The 20713-nt window shown below is 70.9% G+C and carries 14 protein-coding genes, 1 tRNA gene and 1 rRNA gene; 14 read left to right on the forward strand and 2 right to left on the reverse strand.

What is annotated here, in order from left to right; genetic code table 11:
• The 3 genes from rrf to ACZ6IM_RS29430 all read left to right on the forward strand — a co-directional run.
• Nucleotides 1–88: ribosomal RNA gene (gene rrf, locus ACZ6IM_RS29420) — 5S ribosomal RNA — on the forward strand; the annotation flags it as partial.
• Nucleotides 89–202: 114 nt separating this feature from the next.
• Complete coding sequence (locus ACZ6IM_RS29425; RefSeq protein WP_052840230.1) at nt 203–865, forward strand: DegT/DnrJ/EryC1/StrS family aminotransferase; 663 nt, start codon at nt 203–205, stop codon at nt 863–865.
• A gap of 83 nt (nt 866–948) precedes the next feature.
• Nucleotides 949–1024 (forward strand) — tRNA-Thr (locus ACZ6IM_RS29430).
• Between the two features lie 80 nt (nt 1025–1104).
• Here the strand turns inward: ACZ6IM_RS29430 and ACZ6IM_RS29435 are convergent.
• Nucleotides 1105–3849, reverse strand: a complete 2745-nt coding sequence (locus ACZ6IM_RS29435; RefSeq protein ID WP_469560519.1) for a SpoIIE family protein phosphatase — start codon at nt 3847–3849, stop codon at nt 1105–1107.
• Nucleotides 3850–4240: 391 nt separating this feature from the next.
• Here ACZ6IM_RS29435 and ACZ6IM_RS29440 point away from each other — a divergent pair, with 391 nt between their 5' ends.
• The 11 genes from ACZ6IM_RS29440 (at nt 4241) to ACZ6IM_RS29490 (ending at nt 19845) form a co-directional block, all read left to right on the forward strand.
• A complete protein-coding gene (locus ACZ6IM_RS29440; RefSeq protein WP_469560521.1) occupies nt 4241–9721 on the forward strand; it encodes a HAMP domain-containing protein in 5481 nt (1826 codons plus the stop codon).
• A 423-nt stretch (nt 9722–10144) separates the two neighbouring features.
• On the forward strand, nt 10145–10819 hold the full coding sequence (locus ACZ6IM_RS29445) for a response regulator (protein WP_052840224.1): 675 nt from the start codon (nt 10145–10147) through the stop codon (nt 10817–10819).
• 205 nt (nt 10820–11024) lie between these two features.
• Nucleotides 11025–13778 (forward strand): DNA translocase FtsK, encoded by a 2754-nt coding sequence (locus ACZ6IM_RS29450; RefSeq protein WP_469560524.1) that lies wholly within the window; start codon nt 11025–11027, stop codon nt 13776–13778.
• A gap of 262 nt (nt 13779–14040) precedes the next feature.
• On the forward strand, nt 14041–14904 hold the full coding sequence (locus tag ACZ6IM_RS29455; protein WP_052840219.1) for a helix-turn-helix domain-containing protein: 864 nt from the start codon (nt 14041–14043) through the stop codon (nt 14902–14904).
• Nucleotides 14905–14995: 91 nt separating this feature from the next.
• A complete protein-coding gene (gene rimO, locus ACZ6IM_RS29460; RefSeq protein WP_469560526.1) occupies nt 14996–16477 on the forward strand; it encodes a 30S ribosomal protein S12 methylthiotransferase RimO in 1482 nt (493 codons plus the stop codon).
• Nucleotides 16474–17262: a CDP-diacylglycerol--glycerol-3-phosphate 3-phosphatidyltransferase gene (gene pgsA / locus ACZ6IM_RS29465; protein WP_469560529.1), complete on the forward strand. Its 789-nt coding sequence runs from the start codon at nt 16474–16476 to the stop codon at nt 17260–17262. The genes rimO and pgsA overlap by 4 nt, the downstream gene beginning before the upstream one ends.
• Nucleotides 17259–17804: a CinA family protein gene (locus ACZ6IM_RS29470; protein ID WP_469560531.1), complete on the forward strand. Its 546-nt coding sequence runs from the start codon at nt 17259–17261 to the stop codon at nt 17802–17804. Before pgsA ends, ACZ6IM_RS29470 begins: the two co-directional genes overlap by 4 nt.
• Before the next feature lie 109 nt (nt 17805–17913).
• Nucleotides 17914–18294, forward strand: a complete 381-nt coding sequence (locus tag ACZ6IM_RS29475; RefSeq protein WP_007387871.1) for a helix-turn-helix domain-containing protein — start codon at nt 17914–17916, stop codon at nt 18292–18294.
• Between the two features lie 207 nt (nt 18295–18501).
• Nucleotides 18502–18972 (forward strand): Dps family protein, encoded by a 471-nt coding sequence (locus tag ACZ6IM_RS29480; protein WP_052840210.1) that lies wholly within the window; start codon nt 18502–18504, stop codon nt 18970–18972.
• 6 nt (nt 18973–18978) lie between these two features.
• On the forward strand, nt 18979–19242 hold the full coding sequence (locus tag ACZ6IM_RS29485) for a hypothetical protein (RefSeq protein WP_052840208.1): 264 nt from the start codon (nt 18979–18981) through the stop codon (nt 19240–19242).
• A 114-nt stretch (nt 19243–19356) separates the two neighbouring features.
• On the forward strand, nt 19357–19845 hold the full coding sequence (locus ACZ6IM_RS29490) for an SRPBCC family protein (RefSeq protein WP_052840206.1): 489 nt from the start codon (nt 19357–19359) through the stop codon (nt 19843–19845).
• 27 nt (nt 19846–19872) lie between these two features.
• Here the strand turns inward: ACZ6IM_RS29490 and ACZ6IM_RS29495 are convergent, their stop codons facing one another.
• Nucleotides 19873–20703 (reverse strand): Fpg/Nei family DNA glycosylase, encoded by an 831-nt coding sequence (locus tag ACZ6IM_RS29495; protein ID WP_469560536.1) that lies wholly within the window; start codon nt 20701–20703, stop codon nt 19873–19875.
• Between the last annotated feature and the right edge of the window lie 10 nt (nt 20704–20713).

Below are 20713 nucleotides of genomic sequence, written 5' to 3' on the forward strand. Positions count from 1 at the left end.
CGGTTACATTTCGAACCCGGAAGCTAAGCCTTACAGCGCCGATGGTACTGCAGGGGGGACCCTGTGGGAGAGTAGGACGCCGCCGAACAATTATTGAAAGGGCTGGTCCCGGAACTTCGGTTCCCGGACCAGCCCTTTTTTGTTTTCCTTTACTTCGAGTTCACGTTGCGCCCCGACCATCCCACATATGGGTACTGCAGCAATGCTCAGGGCCGCCGGCGTGGGCGTCGGCGACGAGGTCGTCGTACCTGCCTTCGGGAACGTCGAGGTCGCCGAGGCCGTGTCCTTGGTGGGCGCGTTGCCGGTCTTCGCCGACATAGATCCGGCGACGTACTGTCTCGACGCCTCTCTGGTGGAGGCCGCGCTGACGCCCCGGACCGCCGCCATCGTCGTCGTGCACCGCTTCGGGCGGCCGGCGGACATGGGCGCGCTGCACCGGATCGGGCAGCGGCACGGGCTGCTCGTGCTGGAGCGAGCCGAGTCCGAGGCGCCGTACGACGAGATAGCGCGGCGCAGGCAGCGGGCGGCCTACCTCGACGGGAAGTTGAGGGGCGTGCGGACCCCCGACGGAGGTGACGGGCACACCTATCAGCAGTACGTCGTGCGGGTGCCGGGGAACGGGCGGCCGGATCGCGACGCGTTCGCCCGCGCGGTGCGGGGGAGGGGCGTCGAGTGCCGGGTGCCGGTGAAGACGCCCGTGCACCGGATGCCTGGATTCAGGCGGTGTGTGTCCCTGCCGGAGACGGAGCGGGCCGTCGACGAGACGCTCGCGCTGCCGGTCGAAGCCGCGCTGACCAAGCGGGACATGCAGCGGATCGTGTCCGCCTGCAATGCGCTCGGTGGGCTGCTGCAACCCGCGCTCTGAGGGGAAGTCCGTGGTTGGGAGCACCGGCTTGTTCGGGGTATGATCTATTCCGTTGCCGCGAGGGAAACCTCGAAAAGCGACAGGCCCCTATAGCTCAGTCGGTAGAGCGTCTCCATGGTAAGGAGAAGGTCAACGGTTCGATTCCGTTTGGGGGCTCCAGCACGAAGGCCCCGCCCGATTGGGCGGGGCCTTTCGCATGCCCTGGGCCGGACACCGGGCCAAGTCCCGGGGCCCGCGGGCTAGTCCGCGTGGGGCTCCGGGACACGCATCGCGAGAATCGCCATGTCGTCGGACGGGGCGTCGGAGGCGAAGCGCTCCACCGCCCGCATGATGCGGGCGGCCACCGCACCCGCCGTCAGGCCCGTGCAGCTGGTGAGGACGTCGGCGAGACCGTCGTCGCCCAGCATGCGCGTCCCTTCGCGGCGTTCGGTGACGCCGTCGGTGACACACAGCAGGACGTCGCCCGGGTCGAGGGTGACCGTCTGCTCGTACAGCTCCAGGTCCTCGATGACGCCGAGCAGGGGCTGCGGTTCGGCGGCGGGCTCGACCGTGCCGTCCTGGCGCAGGCGGAGCGGGAGCGGATGGCCGGCGCAGACCACCTTCAGCTCCGCGCTGCCGTCCTCCTGCGGGCGCATCTCGCCGTACAGCAGCGTGAGGAAGCGGCTGCGGGCGCCCTCGTCGAGGATGGCGGAGTTGAGGCGCTGCAGGACCTCCGGGCCACTGAGGCCCTCGCGGGCCAGCAGGCGCAGGGCGTGCCGGGCCAGGCCCGTGACGGCCGCCGCGTTGGGGCCCGTACCGCAGACGTCGCCGATGGCGAAACCGTAGGCGTCGTCGCTGATGGGGAAGAGGTCGTAGAAGTCGCCGCCGACCTCGTTGCCCTCGCCGGCCGCGCGGTAGATGACGTCGACCTCGACGCCTTCCACGACGGGCAGTTCCGGGGGCAGGAGGCTGCGCTGGAGGGACTGGCTGATGGCCGTGCGCTCCGAGTACAGGCGGGCGTTGTCCAGGGCCAGGGCGGCCCGGCGGGACAGGTCCTCGGCGAGTTCGAGGATCTCCTGGCGGAAGTGGTCGTCGGTGGGCTTGCCGAGCGTGAGCATGCCGATGACGCGGTTGCGGGCGACCAGCGGCAGGACGACGGTCTCGCCGCCGACCGCGGAGGCCGTGGCGAGGGTCGGGCCGATGCTCAGCGACTGTGTCGCGCCGCCGCTGAGGCCGAGGTCGCGCATGGAGGTGCGCAGCGCCGCCTGGTGGGCCATCTCGGCGGGGGCCGTCCACACGCGGGCACCCGGGGTGGGGACCGGGTCGGGCGGGGCGATCTTCGACAGCAGGGACTTGATGCCGTCGATCAGCTCCTCGTCCTCGTGCAGGACGTAGGAGAGGTACGGGTCCGAGGCCTGGTCGGCGATGGTGTAGACGGCGCACCAGGTGGCCAGCGTGGGGACCGTCATCTGAGCCATCAGGGCCAGCGTCTGGTCGCGGTCGAGGGTGCCGGCCAGGAGGTCCGAGGCTTCGACGAGGAAGCTGAGCGACCCGCGGCGCAGTCGCTCCAGCTCGCCCAGGCGCGCCGACTCGACGGCCAGTGCGATGCGGTCGGCCGCGAACTGGAGGCGCAGCGCCTCCTCGTTGGAGTACCGGCCGGGGGCCTCGGTGGCGACGCCGAGCGAGCCGGTGAGGCGGCCCTCGACCTTGAGGGGGACGGTGACGACCGAGCGCATGCCGGTGCTGTTGAGGAGCGGGACGGCGCCGGGGACGGACTCGAGGTCGTCGTGGACGGCGGGCATGCGCGCCGAGCCGTAGCGTCCGGGGCCGGCCTCGACGGGGACCCGGGCGAAACGCTGGCGGGCGGAAGGCAGGCCGGTGGAGGCGCGGACCTCCAACTCCGTTTCGTCGTCGGTCGCCAGGAGCAGGAAGGCGGCGTCGGCGTCGAGCATGTCGCGGGCGCGTTCGACCGTGCGCTGGAGGAGTCCGTCGAGGTCGTCCGGGGCGGGGGAGCCGATGAACACCTCGAAGGGGTCCGCGCTCTGGCCCTCGGAGGACGGGGAGTCGGAGGCCGGCACGCGCAACGGGGTCTGCAGTACCGCGCGTTCGTGGTCGCGGACGAGGAGGCAGACCGTGGAGGGCTCGCCGTCGGCGTCGCGGACGCGCAGATGGGAGGCGTAGACCGGGGTGACGCGGCCGTCGGCGCCCCTTATGCCGTAACTGCCCTCCCAGCGGGAGAGCTGGAGGGCCTCGGCGATGCCGGTGCTGGTGCCGGGGGTGTGCGGCCAGGCGGCGAGGTCGGTCAGCGGCTTGCCGGTGACCTGGTCGGCGGGGTAGCCGAACAGCTCCTCCGCGTCCTCGTTCCAGGACGTGACCGCGCCGGTGCGGTCGATCTGGACGACGGCGACGCGGACCCGGCCGTCGGCGAGCGGCAGCAGGGCGGCCGGGAGGGAGGGGCCGGCCGCGCGGGTGCCGACCGCACGCTCCGGCAGATGGAGGTGGAACCAGACGTTCTTCAGCGTGGGTGTGTACTCCACGCCCCAGCGATCGGCCAGGGCCGCGCACAGCTGGAGGCCGCGCCCGCCCTCGCGGTCGGGGCTGCCCATGGTGGCGGGGGAGCCCTGGAGCGGCACCTCGCGCTCCGGATAGTGGTCCGCGACCTCGATCCGTACGCCGTCGTCGCTGCGCAGGCACACGACGTCGGCGGTGGTGCCGGCGTGGACCACGGCATTGGTCACCAGCTCGCTGGTGAGCACCACGGCGTCGTCGACGATGTCGGCATGGCCCCACCCCTGGAGCGTGTCGCGGACGAAGGACCGGGCGCTCGCCACGGACCGTCCGACGGGCTCGAAGCTGGCGGCCGCGCGCGCGGTGATCACAGAACTCCTCGACCCTCTCTCCCCGTGCACGGCCTCATGGCCGACCGGCTCGCGCCGCTGCTGCGGCAGTCCACCCGTCGGCCCGGGATCCGGGGGCTGCTCCCCCGGGATCAGTCCGGTGGTCATTCCGGCCGCCCCTCCGATGCCCGCTCGTCTCCGTGCCACCGCCCAGACCGGACGGACCGGTTTGGCTGGACAGCCGTATGCAAGGTTACTTACCTCTGCCGTCCATCCGGATGCCGGTCTGCAGTGTTTCCGCCCAGAGGGTGTGCGGACGATGTGCGAAGCTGCCGAACTGTTATGGCCTGGTTCGGCCGGGGTGAAACACTGGGCAAGCTGCTTGTGAAGGTCCGGGCAGGTGAATGCGCGCCGAGTCGGGTGGGCAGCAGCCCTGGAAGCGGTCCGGCGCGCCGGACCGGATCGCCCGGCAGCACGGGAAACAAGCGGCAGAAACCGGTCCGCCGAGCATGGGCGGCCGGGCACAGCGGTATCGGTCGACCCCTGCGGGAGGGACACAGTGGAGTCTGGCGCAGCGACGCGGGCCACGAAGACGCGCGCGAAAGGCGGACAGTCCCTGAGTAACCAGGGCAAATCGCGGGGTGGCGGCGCGCGGAGCGGCAGTACGACGGTGGACACGGCCGCGCTTAACCGGCTGCTCGCGGCGCTGGTGTCCATGCGCGAGGGGAACTTCCGCCGGCGCCTCACGGTGTCCGGCGACGGCGTGATGTCGGAGATCGCGGCGGTCTTCAACGAGGTGGCCGACCGCAATCTCCACCTCACGGGTGAGCTGGCGCGGGTGCGGCGCGTGGTCGGGCGTGAGGGAAAGCTCACGGAACGGCTGGAGACCGGCGCCTGCGGGGGGTCCTGGGCGGCCGCGATCGACCACTCGAACGCGCTGGTGGACGACCTCGTACGGCCCGTCTCCGAGGTCAGCCGGGTGCTGTCGGCGGTGGCGGACGGTGATCTGTCGCCCCGTATGGAGCTGCGGACGCAGAACGACGAGGGCGCAGGGCAGCCGCTGCGCGGTGAGTTCCTGAAGGTCGGCCGGACCGTGAACAACCTGGTCGACCAGTTGTCGACGTTCACGGACGAGGTCACGCGGGTGGCCAGCGAGGTCGGCACCGAGGGCAAGCTGGGCGGTCAGGCCCGGGTGCGCGGAATGTCCGGTTCGTGGAAGGACCTGACGGACTCCGTCAACACGATGGCGTACCGGCTCACCGCGCAGGTGCGGGACATCGCGCTGGTGACGACGGCGGTGGCCAAGGGTGACCTGTCGCGGAAGGTCACGGTGCACGTGGCCGGCGAGATGCTGGAGCTGAAGAACACCGTCAACACGATGGTGGACCAGCTCTCCGCGTTCTCGTCCGAGGTGACGCGCGTCGCCCGTGAGGTGGGCACCGAGGGCGCCCTGGGCGGTCAGGCGCAGGTGCCGGGCGTGGCCGGGGTGTGGAAGGAGCTGACCGACTCCGTCAACACCATGGCCGGGAACCTGACGGCCCAGGTGCGGGAGATCTCGCACGTGACGACGGCGGTCGCCAACGGCGACCTGTCGAAGAAGGTGACGGTGCCGGCCCGCGGTGAGGTCGCGCAGCTCGCCGAGACGATCAACCAGATGACCGAGACGCTGCGGATCTTCGCGGACGAGGTCACGCGCGTGGCCAACGAGACCGGTGGCGAGGGGCAGCTCGGCGGCCAGGCGAACGTGCCGGGCGCGGCCGGCATCTGGAAGGACCTGACGGACTCGGTCAACACCGTCTTCCGGAACCTGACCACCCAGGTGCGGGACATCGCCGCGGTGACGACCGCCGTGGCCAGCGGTGACCTGTCGCAGAAGGTCACGGTGGACGTGGCCGGGGAGATGCTTGAGCTGAAGAACACCGTCAACACGATGGTGGACCAGCTGTCCGCCTTCGGTGCCGAGGTCACGCGGGTGGCCCGCGAGGTCGGTGTCGAGGGTGAGCTGGGCGGGCAGGCCCAGGTACCCGGGGCGGCGGGGACGTGGAAGGACCTGACGGACTCCGTCAACACCGCGTTCCGCAACCTCACCGGTCAGGTGCGGAACATCGCCCAGGTGACGACGGCGGTGGCCAACGGCGACCTGTCGCAGAAGGTCACCGTGGACGTCTCCGGTGAGATGCTCCAGCTGAAGAACACCGTGAACACGATGGTGGACCAGCTCTCCAGCTTCGCCGACCAGGTCACGCGGATGGCCCGGGACGTGGGCACGGAGGGGCGCCTCGGCGGTCAGGCCCGGGTCGACGGCGTCTCGGGGACCTGGAAGGAGCTGACCGACTCCGTCAACTCCATGGCCGGCAATCTGACCTCCCAGGTGCGCAACATCGCGCAGGTGACGACGGCGGTGGCGCGCGGTGACCTGTCGCAGAAGATCGACGTCGACGCGCGCGGCGAGATCCTGGAGCTGAAGAACACCATCAACACGATGGTCGACCAGCTCTCCAGCTTCGCCGAGCAGGTCACCCGGGTCGCCCGCGAGGTGGGCACGGAGGGCCGCCTCGGAGGTCAGGCGCAGGTGCCCGGCGTCGCCGGTGTGTGGCGGGACCTGACCGACTCGGTGAACGGCATGGCCGGCAACCTCACCGCGCAGGTGCGCAACATCGCGCAGGTCGCGACGGCGGTGGCGCGTGGTGACCTGTCCCAGAAGATCACCGTGGACGCGCGCGGGGAGATCCTGGAGCTGAAGAACACGCTGAACACGATGGTGGACCAGCTGTCGTCGTTCGCCCAGGAGGTCACGCGCGTCGCGCGCGAGGTGGGCACCGAGGGCATCCTCGGCGGCCAGGCCGAGGTGCAGGGCGTCTCCGGCACCTGGAAGGACCTCACGCAGTCCGTGAACGGCATGGCCAACAACCTGACCATGCAGGTGCGCAACATCGCCGAGGTGACGACCGCGGTCGCCAAGGGCGATCTGTCGAAGAAGATCACCGTCGACGCCAAGGGGGAGATCCTCGAACTCGTCACCACCGTCAACACGATGGTCGACCAGCTCTCCTCCTTCGCCGAGCAGGTCACGCGCGTGGCCCGTGAGGTGGGCACCGAGGGCATCCTGGGCGGCCAGGCGAGCGTGCCCGGCGTGGTGGGCATCTGGAAGGACCTCAACGACAACGTCAACCTGATGGCCAAGAACCTCACGGTCCAGGTGCGCAACATCTCCCAGGTGGCCGCGGCCGTCGCCAACGGTGACCTGACACGGACGGTGACGATCGAGGCGCGCGGCGAGGTCGCGCAGCTCGCCGACACCTTCAACACCATGGTGCGGACGCTGCGGTCCTTCGCCGACCAGGTGACCAAGGTGGCCCGCGAGGTGGGCACCGACGGCATCCTCGGCGGCCAGGCGCAGGTGCCGGGGGTGGCCGGCACCTGGAAGGACCTCACCGAGTCGGTGAACCAGATGGCGTCCAACCTGACCGGTCAGGTGCGCAACATCGCCATGGTCACCACGGCGATCGCCAAGGGCGACCTGACCAAGAAGATCGACATCGACGCGCGCGGCGAGATCCTGGAGCTGAAGACGACCATCAACACGATGGTCGACCAGCTCTCCTCCTTCGCCGAGGAGGTCACGCGCGTGGCCCGCGAGGTGGGCACCGAGGGCCAGCTCGGCGGTCAGGCACGCGTGCGGGACGTCGACGGCACCTGGCGCGACCTGACCGAGTCCGTGAACGAGATGGCCGGGAATCTCACCCGGCAGGTGCGCGCCATCGCGCGCGTGGCGACCGCGGTGACGCGCGGCGACCTGAACCTGAAGATCGATGTGGACGCCTCCGGCGAGATCTCGGAGTTGCAGGACTACATCAACAAGATGATCGCCAACCTGCGCGACACCACGATCGCCAACAAGGAGCAGGACTGGCTCAAGGGCAATCTGGCCCGGATCTCCGGACTCATGCAGGGCCGCCGCGACCTCCAGGACGTGGCCTCCCTGATCATGAGCGAGCTGACGCCCGTGGTCTCCGCGCAGCACGGGGCGTTCTTCCTCGCGATGCCCCTGGTCGACGGCCAGGAGCAGGCGGGTGCCGAGGGTGACGCGTACGAGCTGCGCATGCTCGGGTCGTACGGCTACTCGATGGGCTCCATGCCCACCTCGTTCCGGCCGGGTGAGGCGCTGGTCGGCACGGCCGCGCAGGAGAAGCGCACGATCCTCGTGGAGAACGCGCCGAGCGGCTACCTGAAGATCTCCTCCGGGCTCGGCGAGGCCCCGCCCGCGCAGGTGATCGTGCTGCCGGTGCTGTTCGAGGGGCAGGTGCTGGGCGTCATCGAGCTGGCGTCCTTCACCCCGTTCACGCAGATCCAGAAGGACTTCCTCAACCAGATCGCCGAGATGATCGCGACGAGCGTCAACACCATCTCCGTCAACACCAAGACGGAGGTGCTGCTGAGCCAGTCGCAGGAGCTGACCGAGCAACTGCGGGAGCGGTCGGAGGAGTTGGAGCAGCGGCAGAAGGCGCTCCAGTCGTCCAACGCCGAACTGGAGGAGAAGGCCGAGCTGCTGGCGCAGCAGAACCGGGACATCGAGGTGAAGAACACCGAGATCGAGGAGGCCCGGCAGGTCCTGGAGGAGCGCGCCGAGCAGCTCGCGGTCTCGATGCGCTACAAGAGCGAGTTCCTGGCCAACATGTCGCACGAGCTGCGTACGCCGCTCAACTCGCTGCTGATCCTGGCCAAGTTGCTCGCCGACAACGCAGACGCCAACCTCACCCCGAAGCAGGTCGAGTTCGCCGAGACGATCCACGGGGCAGGCTCCGACCTGCTCCAGCTGATCAACGACATCCTCGACCTGTCGAAGGTCGACGCGGGGAAGATGGACGTCTCCCCGACGCGCATCGCACTCGTCCAGCTCGTGGACTACGTGGAGGCCACCTTCCGGCCGCTGAGCGCGGAGAAGGGCCTGGACCTGTCGGTGCGGGTGTCGCCGGGGCTGCCCGCCACCATGCACACCGACGAGCAGCGGCTGCTCCAGGTGCTGCGCAACCTGCTGTCCAACGCGGTGAAGTTCACCGACTCGGGCTCCGTCGAGCTGGTCATCCGGCCTGCCCGCGAAGAGGTTCCGCGGGCCATCCGGGAGCAGTTGCTGGAGGCCGGGTCGGTGAGCGACCCGGACGCCGAGCTGATCGCGTTCTCCGTGAGCGACACCGGCATCGGGATCGCGGCCAGCAAGATGCAGGTGATCTTCGAGGCGTTCAAGCAGGCCGACGGCACCACCAGCCGCAAGTACGGCGGTACGGGCCTCGGGCTGTCGATCTCGCGGGAGATCGCGCAGCTGCTCGGGGGTGAGATCCACGCGCAGAGCGAGCCGGGCCGCGGGTCGACGTTCACGCTCTACCTGCCGCTGCACCCGAGCGAGCTGCCCCCGCACGGCTACCAGCAGCCGCTGCCCTCCGCGGAGGCCGGTGAGCTGCCGGCGTCCACGGGTGCCGCGGGCGAGCTGCCGGACGCGGAGTCCGAGGCGTCGGCCGAGGTGAAGCCGTACCAGGACGCGCGGAACGGCGCGGCGGCGCTGTTCCGGCGCCGGCGCAAGTCGGCCGCGGACACCGAGGACCGGCACGAGCAGCAGGCGGGCGCCGGGCAGGAGTCGGCACCGCACACGAACCGGGCGATCCGGTTCGGCGGGCAGAAGGTGCTGATCGTCGACGACGACATCCGCAACGTCTTCGCCCTCACCAGCGTCCTGGAGCAGCACGGCCTGTCCGTGCTGTACGCCGAGAACGGGCGCGAGGGCATCGAGGTCCTGGAGCAGCACGAGGACGTGGCGGTCGTCCTGATGGACATCATGATGCCGGAGATGGACGGGTACGCGACGACCACGGCGATCCGCCGGATGCCCCAGTTCGCCGGTCTGCCGATCATCGCGCTGACCGCGAAGGCGATGAAGGGCGACCGGGAGAAGGCGATCGAGTCCGGCGCGTCCGACTACGTGACGAAGCCGGTCGACCCGGACCACCTGCTGACGGTGATGCAGCAGTGGATGCGCGAGGAGTGAGCACGAGGAGCCGGGTCCGGCGGGAAGGACCGGTACGTTCGGCCCTCGGGCCCGTAGTACGTTCGGGCACGGTGTCCTCGTACGTACGGGCACCTTCCGTGCGGTCCGCTCGGACGGTGTGCGAACGTGGGGTGTGTGTGAACGGCGGGAAGCTCCGGAGTCCCGCGTCGAGTCGCTGACTCGGCGTGCCCGAAGCCGTGTACCGGTACGGGATTCGGGGAACCTTCTGGTCTCCCGCCGCGTTTCTGCTACGAGCACAGTGACATCACGGTGACAGGGTGTGGCGACAGGCGGGGTGCGGCTACGATGACCGGCACGAGGACGGACGGCGCAAGGGAGTCGTCCCCCGGGGCGGCACCCGCCGGTGCCGTGCCAAGTCCTGTGGACAGGGGAGGCCCCACGCCGGGGCGAGGAGGGCGGGCCATGGTGCAGAAGGCCAAGATCCTCCTGGTCGATGACCGGCCGGAGAATCTGCTTGCGCTGGAGGCGATCCTCTCGGCGCTCGATCAGACGCTGGTGCGGGCATCGTCCGGGGAGGAAGCGCTCAAAGCACTGCTCACGGACGACTTCGCGGTCATTCTGCTGGACGTCCAGATGCCGGGCATGGACGGTTTCGAGACCGCGGCGCACATCAAGCGACGGGAGCGGACCCGGGACATCCCGATCATCTTCCTCACCGCGATCAACCACGGGCCGCACCACACCTTCCGCGGGTACGCGGCGGGCGCGGTCGACTACATCTCCAAGCCGTTCGACCCCTGGGTGCTGCGCGCCAAGGTCTCGGTCTTCGTCGAGCTGTACATGAAGAACTGCCAGCTGCGCGAGCAGGCGGCGTTGCTGCGGCTCCAGTTGGAGGGCAACGGCAAGGCCGAGGCCGGCGAGGTCAAGGAGCCGGCGGGACTGCTCGCCGAGCTGTCGGCGCGGCTGGCGGCCGTGGAGGAGCAGGCGGAGGCGCTGTCCAAGCAGCTCGGCGACGAGTCGACGGACGCGGCCGCGGTGGCGACGGCCGCCCACCTGGAGCGCAAGCTCACCGGACTGCGGCGGGCGCTGGACGCCCTGGAGCCGGGCTCGTCCGGAGGCCAGGCCGCCGTCAACTGACGCCGTGCGCGCCCCTCGCCGCCCGCGTGGCTCGTCGCGGCGGCCGCGCACGCCCATGTCCGCGAAGGTGCTGCGGGACGGTCTGTGAGGACTTGTCAGAGGCTGTAGCGGAAGCGTCAGTTCCGCCCCCGCGCACGGACGACACGAACGGGTGAAGCGGTAGGCACACGTGTCGACCGCCGTCTCCCCCGGTAACCTCACACCCATGGCCTCACGTCCCTCCGCAGCCAAGAAGCAGCCCGCGAAGAAGGCGGCCGCTCCCGCGAAGGGTCCCGCCAAGAAGGCCGCCGCGAAGAAGGCGCCCGCGAAAAAGGCGCCCGCCAAGAAGGCCGCGGCGAAGAAGCCCGCGCCCAAACCGGCTCCGAACCCCACCGGAGGCGTCTACCGACTGGTGCGCGCGCTCTGGCTGGGCCTCGCGCACGCGGTGGGCGCCGTCTTCCGCGGCATAGGGCAGGGCGCCAAGAACCTCGACCCGGCTCACCGCAAGGACGGCGTCGCCCTGCTGCTGCTCGGCGTCGCGCTGATCGTCGCCGCGGGCACCTGGGCCGACCTCAAGGGCCCCGTCGGCGACCTCGTCGAGATCCTGGTGACCGGCGCCTTCGGCCGCCTCGACCTGCTCGTGCCGATCCTGCTCGGCGCCATCGCCGTACGCCTGATCCGGCACCCCGAGAAGCCCGAGGCCAACGGGCGGATCGTGATCGGCCTGTCCGCGCTCGTCATCGGCGTGCTCGGCCAGGTGCACATCGCCTGCGGCTCACCGGCCCGCAGCGAGGGCATGCAGGCCATAAGGGACGCCGGCGGCCTCATCGGCTGGGGCGCGGCGACCCCGCTGTCGTACACGATGACCGACGTGCTCGCCGTGCCGCTGCTCGTGCTGCTCACCGTCTTCGGGCTGCTCGTCGTCACGGCCACCCCGGTCAACGCGATCCCCCAGCGGCTGCGGCAGCTCGGGGTGCGGCTCGGCGTGGTCGGCGACCCGGAGGCGGACGCGTTCGCGGACGACGACGAGCGCTACGACGAGCAGTGGCGCGAGGCGCTGCCCGCCCGGACCCGCAAGCGCGGAGCACCGGCCGCCGCCGAACCCTACGACCCCGACGCGGCCGAGCAGGAGGCGCTCACCCGGCGCCGCGGCAGGCCCCGGCGGTCCGCCGTCCCGCAGCCCGACATGAACCGTCCGATGGACGCCGTGGACGTCGCCGCGGCGGCCGCCGCCGCGCTCGACGGCGCCGTCCTGCACGGGATGCCGCCCTCGCCGCTGGTCGCCGACCTCACCCAGGGCGTGAGCACGGGGGACCGCGAGTCCACCACCCCGACGCCCACGCCGGTGCCGGCCGCGCGGCCGCAGCCGGGGAAGCTCAGGAAGGACCCCGCCAAGGAGCCCGCTCGGGAACCGGCGGGCGGTGCGGTCCCCGACCTCACCAAGACGCCGCTGCCCAAGGAACGGGACCTGCCGCCGCGCGCCGAGCAGCTCCAGCTCTCCGGCGACATCACCTACGCGCTGCCCGCCCTCGACCTCCTCACGCGCGGCGGCCCCGGCAAGTCGCGCAGCGCCGCCAACGACGCCATAGTGGCCTCCCTGACCACCGTCTTCACCGAGTTCAAGGTCGACGCCGCCGTCACCGGCTTCACCCGCGGCCCGACGGTCACGCGGTACGAGGTCGAGCTGGGTCCCGCCGTGAAGGTCGAGCGGATCACCGCGCTGACCAAGAACATCGCGTACGCCGTCGCCAGCCCCGACGTGCGGATCATCAGCCCGATCCCGGGCAAGTCCGCGGTCGGCATCGAGATCCCCAACACCGACCGGGAGATGGTCAACCTCGGCGACGTGCTGCGCCTCGCCGAGTCCGCCGAGGACGACGACCCGATGCTGGTCGCCTTCGGCAAGGACGTCGAGGGCGGCTACGTCATGCACTCGCTGGCGAAGATGCCGCACATGCTGGTCGCCGGTGCCACCGGTTCCGGCAAGTCGTCCTGCATCAACTGCCTGATCACCTCGATCATGATGCGGGCGACCCCGGAGGACGTCCGGATGATCCTGGTCGACCCCAAGCGCGTCGAGCTGACCGCGTACGAGGGCATCCCGCACCTGATCACGCCGATCATCACCAACCCGAAGCGGGCCGCCGAGGCGCTCCAGTGGGTGGTGCGCGAGATGGACCTGCGCTACGACGACCTCGCCGCCTACGGCTACCGGCACATCGACGACTTCAACCGCGCGGTGCGCGAGGGCAAGGTCAAGCCGCCCGAGGGCAGTGAGCGCGAACTCCAGCCGTACCCGTACCTGCTGGTGATCGTGGACGAGCTGGCCGACCTGATGATGGTCGCGCCGCGCGACGTCGAGGACGCGATCGTGCGCATCACGCAGCTCGCGCGCGCGGCCGGCATCCACCTGGTGCTCGCCACCCAGCGGCCGTCCGTGGACGTCGTCACCGGCCTGATCAAGGCCAACGTGCCCTCGCGCCTCGCCTTCGCCACCTCCTCGCTCGCCGACTCCCGGGTCATCCTCGACCAGCCCGGCGCCGAGAAGCTGATCGGCAAGGGCGACGGCCTCTTCCTGCCGATGGGCGCGAACAAGCCGACCCGTATGCAGGGCGCGTTCGTGACCGAGGAGGAGGTCGCGGTCGTCGTCCAGCACTGCAAGGATCAGATGGCGCCGGTCTTCCGGGACGACGTCACGGTGGGCACCAAGCAGAAGAAGGAGATCGACGAGGACATCGGCGACGACCTCGACCTGCTGTGCCAGGCGGCCGAGCTGGTCGTCTCCACGCAGTTCGGGTCCACGTCGATGCTCCAGCGCAAGCTGCGCGTCGGCTTCGCGAAGGCCGGGCGGCTGATGGACCTCATGGAGTCGCGGAGCATCGTCGGGCCGAGCGAAGGCTCGAAGGCTCGTGACGTTCTTGTGAAGCCTGACGAGCTGGACGGCGTGCTCGCGCTGATCCGGGGGGAGTCTGAAGGGTAGGGATGGGTAAGCGGGGTGTTACGCCGACGGAGGGTCAGGACGGCCGGGCGGCCGATCGTGACTCACCCGTTAGGGATCATTGAGCAACCGTTTCCCCAGGCCCTACGTCAAGTTGAGGGAAGTGACAAAGAGGTAGTCCACCATCGGGGTGCCGGGCCATTCCGATGGCGTAAAGGTCGTACCGCCCGGTTGCCCCACCGGTTTGCACCACCCCTAGACTGAACGCCCAGCACAGGCGGCTAAACGCTCGAAAGGCGCCCCCGTGTCCAACGGCAACTCCCCCGAAGACGAGCGTCCGATCGAAGACGTGTCCCACGACGTCCCCGCGGGTGCTTCCGCGGAAGCCCGCCCCTCCGTGGGCCGCGCCCTGCAGCAGGCCCGGATCGCCGCCGGGCTGACCGTCGACGACATCACCACCGCCACCCGGGTCCGCATCGCCATCGTGCACGCCATCGAGGCGGACGACTTCGCGCCCTGCGGCGGCGACGTCTACGCGCGCGGTCACATCCGCACCCTGGCCAAGGCCGTCGGGCTGGACCCGGCCGAACTGCTCGCGCAGTTCGACGCCGAGCACGGGGGGCGCCCGGCGCCGACCCCCGCCGCGCCTCTCTTCGAGGCGGAACGCATCCGTCCCGAGCGGCGCGGACCCAACTGGACCGCCGCCATGGTCGCCGCGATCGTCGCGGTGATCGGTTTCGTGGGCTTCACCTTCGTCAAGGGCGGCGACGACGGCGGCAACGAGGCGAGCGTCGCCGAGGGAGCCCAGCCGTCGTCCGGCCAGTCCGCCTCGTCCGGCGCCAAGCCCGACAAGCCCGCCGACCCCAAGCCGGAACCGAGCGACAGCGCCATCGCCGCCGCGCCCGCGGACAAGGTGACCGTCAAGGTCAGCGCCACCGAGGGCCGCAGCTGGATCTCCGCCCAGGACCACAGCGGCCGACTGCTCTTCGACGGACTGCTCAAGCAGGGCGACTCCAAGACCTTCCAGGACGACGAGAAGGTCAAGCTCGTCCTCGGCGACGCCGGAGCCATCCAGCTCTACGTCAACGGCAAGAAGATCGAGGACGACTTCCAGCCCGGCGCCGTCGAGCGCCTCACGTACACGAAGGGCGACCCGCAGGTCGGATAGGGGACGCCGGGGACGAGTCGGGACGGGGTTGGCCGGGATCGGCCAACCCCTTCGACATGGGCTGTCGGCGGGACGAAGTAGTCTTGAGCCCATGCCTGAAAGCCGTACCGTCGCACTCGTCACCCTTGGCTGCGCCCGTAACGAGGTGGACTCGGAGGAGCTCGCAGGCCGTCTGGAGGCGGACGGCTGGAAGCTCGTCGACGACGCCGAGGAAGCGGACGTCGCCGTCGTGAACACGTGCGGCTTCGTCGAGGCCGCCAAGAAGGACTCCGTGGATGCCCTCCTGGAGGCCAACGACCTCAAGGGCCACGGAAGAACGCAGGCCGTCGTGGCGGTGGGCTGCATGGCCGAGCGGTACGGCAAGGAGCTGGCCGACGCCCTCCCGGAGGCCGACGGCGTCCTGGGCTTCGACGACTACGCCGACATCTCCGACCGCCTGCAGACCATCCTGAACGGCGGCATCCACGCCGCCCACACCCCGCGCGACCGGCGCAAGCTGCTGCCGATCAGCCCCGCCGAGCGGCAGGAGGCCAAGGCCGCCGTCGCCCTGCCCGGACACGGCCCGACCGACCTCCCCGAGGGCGTCGCCCCCGCCTCCGGGCCCCGCGCGCCCCTGCGCCGCCGCCTGGACGGCTCCCCGGTCGCCTCGGTGAAGCTCGCCTCCGGCTGCGACCGGCGCTGCTCCTTCTGCGCCATCCCGTCCTTCCGAGGCTCCTTCGTCTCGCGCCGCCCGAGCGACGTGCTGAACGAGACGCGGTGGCTGGCCGAGCAGGGCGTCAAGGAGATCATGCTGGTCTCCGAGAACAACACCTCCTACGGCAAGGACCTCGGCGACATCCGGCTCCTCGAGTCGCTGCTGCCGAACCTGGCCGACGTCGACGGCATCGAGCGGGTGCGGGTCAGCTACCTCCAGCCGGCCGAGATGCGCCCCGGTCTGATCGACGTGCTGACCTCCACCGAGAAGGTCGTGCCCTACTTCGACCTCTCCTTCCAGCACTCCGCGCCGAACGTGCTGCGCGCGATGCGCCGCTTCGGCGACACCGACCGCTTCCTGGAGCTCCTGGACACCATCCGGAGCAAGGCGCCCGAGGCGGGTGTGCGCTCCAACTTCATCGTCGGCTTCCCGGGCGAGTCCGAGGCCGACCTCGCCGAGCTGGAGCGGTTCCTGAACCACGCCCGGCTGGACGCCATCGGCGTCTTCGGATACTCCGACGAGGAGGGCACCGAGGCGGCGACCTACGGCGACAAGCTGGACGAGGACGTCGTCGCCGAGCGGCTGGCACGTGTCTCCCGCCTGGCCGAGGAACTGGTCTCGCAGCGAGCCGACGAGCGCGTCGGCGCGACCGTGCGGGTACTCGTCGAGTCCGTCGACCCCGCCGGCGAGGGCGACGGCGTCCGCGGCCGCGCGGAGCACCAGGCGCCGGAGACGGACGGCCAGGTGCTGCTCACGAGCGGCGAAGGCCTGAGTGTCGGTCGTATGGTCGACGCGAAGGTGGTCGGTACGGAGGGTGTCGACCTGGTGGCCGAACCGCTGCTGGGGTCGCCCGAGTGGAGTGAGGAGGCCGGCAGATGACCGGAGTCCCGGCGTCCGCGGCGGGCGGCTCCTCCAGTGCGCGCAGGGCCGGCCCGCGCGGCGCCTCGGGCGCGGCACAGGAGCCGGGCGAGTGTACGGGCCCGGGGGGCGCCGTGGACCGGGGCACGGCGGAGCGGGGCGCGACCGAGGGCGGTGCCGCCGGGCGCGGTGGCAAGATCACGGCCGCGGCCGTCAACCAGGCGAGTGTCTGGAACGTGGCCAATCTGCTGACGATGCTCCGGCTGCTCCTCGTGCCGGCCTTCGTCGCGCTGATGCTCGGCAACGGCGGGTACGACCCGGCCTGGCGCTCCTTCGCCTGGGCCGCCTTCGCCGTCGCCATGATCACCGACCTCTTCGACGGGCACCTGGCGCGCGCCTACGACCTCGTCACCGACTTCGGGAAGATCGCCGACCCCATCGCCGACAAGGCGATCATGGGCGCGGCGCTCATCTGTCTGTCCGCGCTGGGTGACCTGCCGTGGTGGGTGACGGCCGTCATCCTCGGCCGGGAACTCGGGATCACCGTCCTGCGTTTCGTGGTCATCCGGTACGGCGTCATCCCCGCGAGCCGGGGCGGCAAGCTCAAGACGCTCACCCAGGGCATCGCCGTCGGCATGTACGTCCTGGCGCTGACGGGGCCCCTGGCCACCCTGAGGTTCTGGGTGATGGCCGCGGCGGTCGTCCTGACCGTGGCGACCGGTCTGGACTATGTGAAGCAGGCCATTGTGCTGCGGCGCCGGGGAATCGCCGAGCGCAGAGCGGCGTTGGAGGAGAGGGAAGGTTGAGTTCCACGGCCGCCGACGTGGTGGGACTACTCACGGTCAAGGGCGAGACCCTCGCGGTCGCCGAGTCACTGACCGGTGGAATGGTCGCTGCGGCGCTCACGGCGGTCCCGGGAGCGTCCAAGGCCTTCCGGGGCTCCGTGACCGCCTACGCGACGCAACTGAAGCAGGAGCTGCTCGGCGTCGACGGGGAGCTGCTCGCGGCGCGCGGAGCCGTGGATCCGCAGGTCGCCGCCCAGATGGCGGCAGGCGTGCGCACGTCGCTGGGCGCCGACTGGGGCATCGCGACGACGGGCGTCGCCGGTCCGGATCCGCAGGACGGGCAGCCCGTGGGGACCGTCTTCGTGGCCGTGGCAGGGCCTTCCGGGGCCGGGCGGGGTTGCGCCGATGGCGGAAAAGTGGAGGCGCTGCGGTTGAACGGCGACCGCGCGGAAATTCGTATGGAGAGTGTACGGAGCGTACTCGCGCTTCTTCTGAGGGAGCTTGCGAGCGAACAGACCGGGAATGAGCGGGCACAGGATACGGAACGGAACGGGGGGTTTTGATGTTTGCAGCCCTGAGTGAACACGACATCGCTCCCCGCACGGCCGCGGCGCGAGGCGGTACGGTGGGGCGTGAAGGATGCGGTTACACGGTCCGAGGAGGGAGCCACCGATGATTCTGCTCCGTCGCCTGCTGGGTGACGTGCTGCGTCGGCAGCGCCAACGCCAGGGCCGTACTCTGCGCGAAGTCTCCTCGTCCGCCCGAGTCTCACTCGGCTATCTCTCCGAGGTGGAGCGGGGGCAGAAGGAGGCTTCTTCCGAGCTGCTCTCCGCCATCTGCGACGCGCTGGACGTACGGATGTCCGAGCTCATGCGGGAAGTGAGCGACGAACTCGCCCTCGCCGAGCTGGCCCAGTCCGCTGCGGCGACGCCCAGCGAGACCGTACCGGCACCGGTGCGCCCGATGCTGGGTTCCGTCTCGGTGACCGGCGTACCACCGGAACGGGTGACCATCAAGGCGCCCGCCGAGGCAGTGGACGTCGTCGCCGCCTGAGCGCCCGAGAACGTGTGCGTGTGAGACCCCGGCCGGGGTCGCTCCGGAGTACCGGAGGGACGACGCCGGGGTTTTCGCATGCCCGGGTGCGCCCCGGGTGGGTGGGGCGCGGGTGCCGTCGGCGGTGCGGCCGCCCGGTTTGCCGGTCCGTGGGGGTGCGGTCATCGTGGAGGGAGATGGCCGGGGGGCGAACCGACGGAGGCGTGGATGTACGTCGTGAAGAGCCCGTTGTCCGACGCGGACCTGAAGACCGTCTCGGAGGCGTTGCAGGGCGCCCTCGTCGACCTGGTCGACCTGGCACTGGTGGCGAAGCAGATCCACTGGAACGTGGTGGGCCCGCGCTTCCGCTCCGTACATCTCCAACTGGACGAACTGGTCGGCACCGCCCGCACCCACTCGGACACCGTGGCGGAACGTGCCTCGGCGCTCGGCGTCTCCCCGGACGGACGGGCCGCGACGGTCGCCGTCGGCAGCGGCATCGACGTGACCCCCGAGGGCTGGGTCGACGACACGACCGCCGTACAGACCATGGTGGACGCGCTGGGCGCGGTGATCGGGCGGATGCGCGAGCGGATCGCGGCGAGCGGTGATCCCGATCCCGTGAGCCAGGACATCTTCATCCAGATCACGGCCGATCTCGAGAAGCAGCATTGGATGTTCCAGGCCGAAAACGGATGACGCGGGATGGTCTCGGCGCGGACGGCTCGCCGGGCTGCCGCGCTGAGCCTCGGCGTGCTGTGGTGGTGGGCCGTGCTGCGTCTGGCGCTGGAGCCCGGCGCCGGGGTGTTCGAAGGGGCGGTCGCGGTCGGTGGCTGGGGGCTGAGTGTGCTGCCGGTGCACTGTGTGCCGGCCCGCCGGGCCGCGGGGGCGCTGAGCGCGGGGCGGTGGCGGCGTGCCCTGCGCGGGGCGGAGCGAGAACCGGCGCCGGCCCGCCCGGACGGGCACTGACCTCGGACGGGGACTGACCTTTGCCGCGGGGCACTGGCCTCGGACGGGGACTGACCTTTGCCGCGGGGTGCCCCGCGACACCCGAACGCACCGACCCACGGAAGGACAGAGCCGATGAGTGTCACCAGCCTGGACAAGGACCTCGACACCCTCACCCTCACCCTGGTCGCCGACTTCGCCGCCCCCGCGGAGCGGGTGTGGCGGCTGTGGTCCGACCCCCGGCAGCTGGAGCGCTGGTGGGGTCCGCCGGCCTACCCGGCGACGGTGGAGGAGCACGACCTGACCCCGGGCGGGGACGTCACGTACTTCATGACCGGCCCGGAAGGCGAGAAGTTCCGCGGCTGGTGGCGGGTGGCCACGGTCGACGCCCCACGGTCGCTGGAGTTCACCGACGGGTTCGCCGACGAGGACGGGGTGCCGAACGCCGCGATGCCGACGACCGCGAACCGGGTCACTCTCACCGAGCGCGACGGCGGCACCCGGATGGAGCTGCGCGCGGTCTTCGACACCAGGGAGCAGATGGACCAGCTCATGACGATGGGCATGGAGGATGGCCTGCGCGAGGCGGCCGGCCAGATGGACGCGCTGCTCGCCGCCGGCTGAGCCGCACCCGCGGCTTCCCGGCCTTCCTCAGCGCCGTGCTCGGGCACCGGCGACGCCGCCCGGGCGCGGGGCGGGCCCGCTCTGGCAGGCGGGGCACCAGTAGGTGGGGCGCTCGCGGGAGCCGTCGCCCTGGTCGGCCACCCGGACCGACGTGCCGCAGCGCATGCAGGGGCGGGACGCCCGGCCGTACACGAACAGGTCCTGGCCGCGCAGGCCCGTGGTGCGGCGGACCGGGCGGTCACGGTTGGCCTCCAGGAGCTTCTTCGCGAGCGTCGGCAGCAACGCGGCCCGGTCGGCGGGCAGCGCACCGACCGGCAGCCAGGGCGTGACGCCCAGCAGGAAGCACAGCTCGCTCTTGTAGACATTGCCGATACCGGCGAGATTGCGCTGGTCCAGCAGGGCCTCGCCGAGCGGGCGGGCGGGGTCCGCGCACAGGTTGTCCAGGGCCCGCGCCGGGTCCCAGTCGGGGCCGAGCAGGTCGGGGCCGAGATGGCCGACGGCGCGCTGCTCGTCACCGGTGCGCAGGATGTCCAGCACCGGGAGACGGTAGCCGACGGCCGTGCGGTCGGCGGTGCCGAGGACCACCCTGATCTGGTGCGCGGGGCCGCCGCTCCAGCGCCGGCCGGGCGCGAAGACCTTCCAGGAACCGTCCATCCGCAGGTGCGAGTGCACCGTCAGGCCGCCCTCGACACGGGTGAGCAGATGCTTGCCGCGCGGGGTGACGTCCAGGACGGCGCGGCCGGTGAGGTCGACCGTGGCGTACCGGGGCACGCGGAAGTCGCTGCGGGTCAGCACCTGCCCCGCGAGGGCGTCGTGCAGCCTTCGCGCCGCCTGCCAGACCGTGTCTCCTTCGGGCATGGCTCAAGGG

Source organism: Streptomyces sp. NPDC042336, assembly GCF_055581985.1.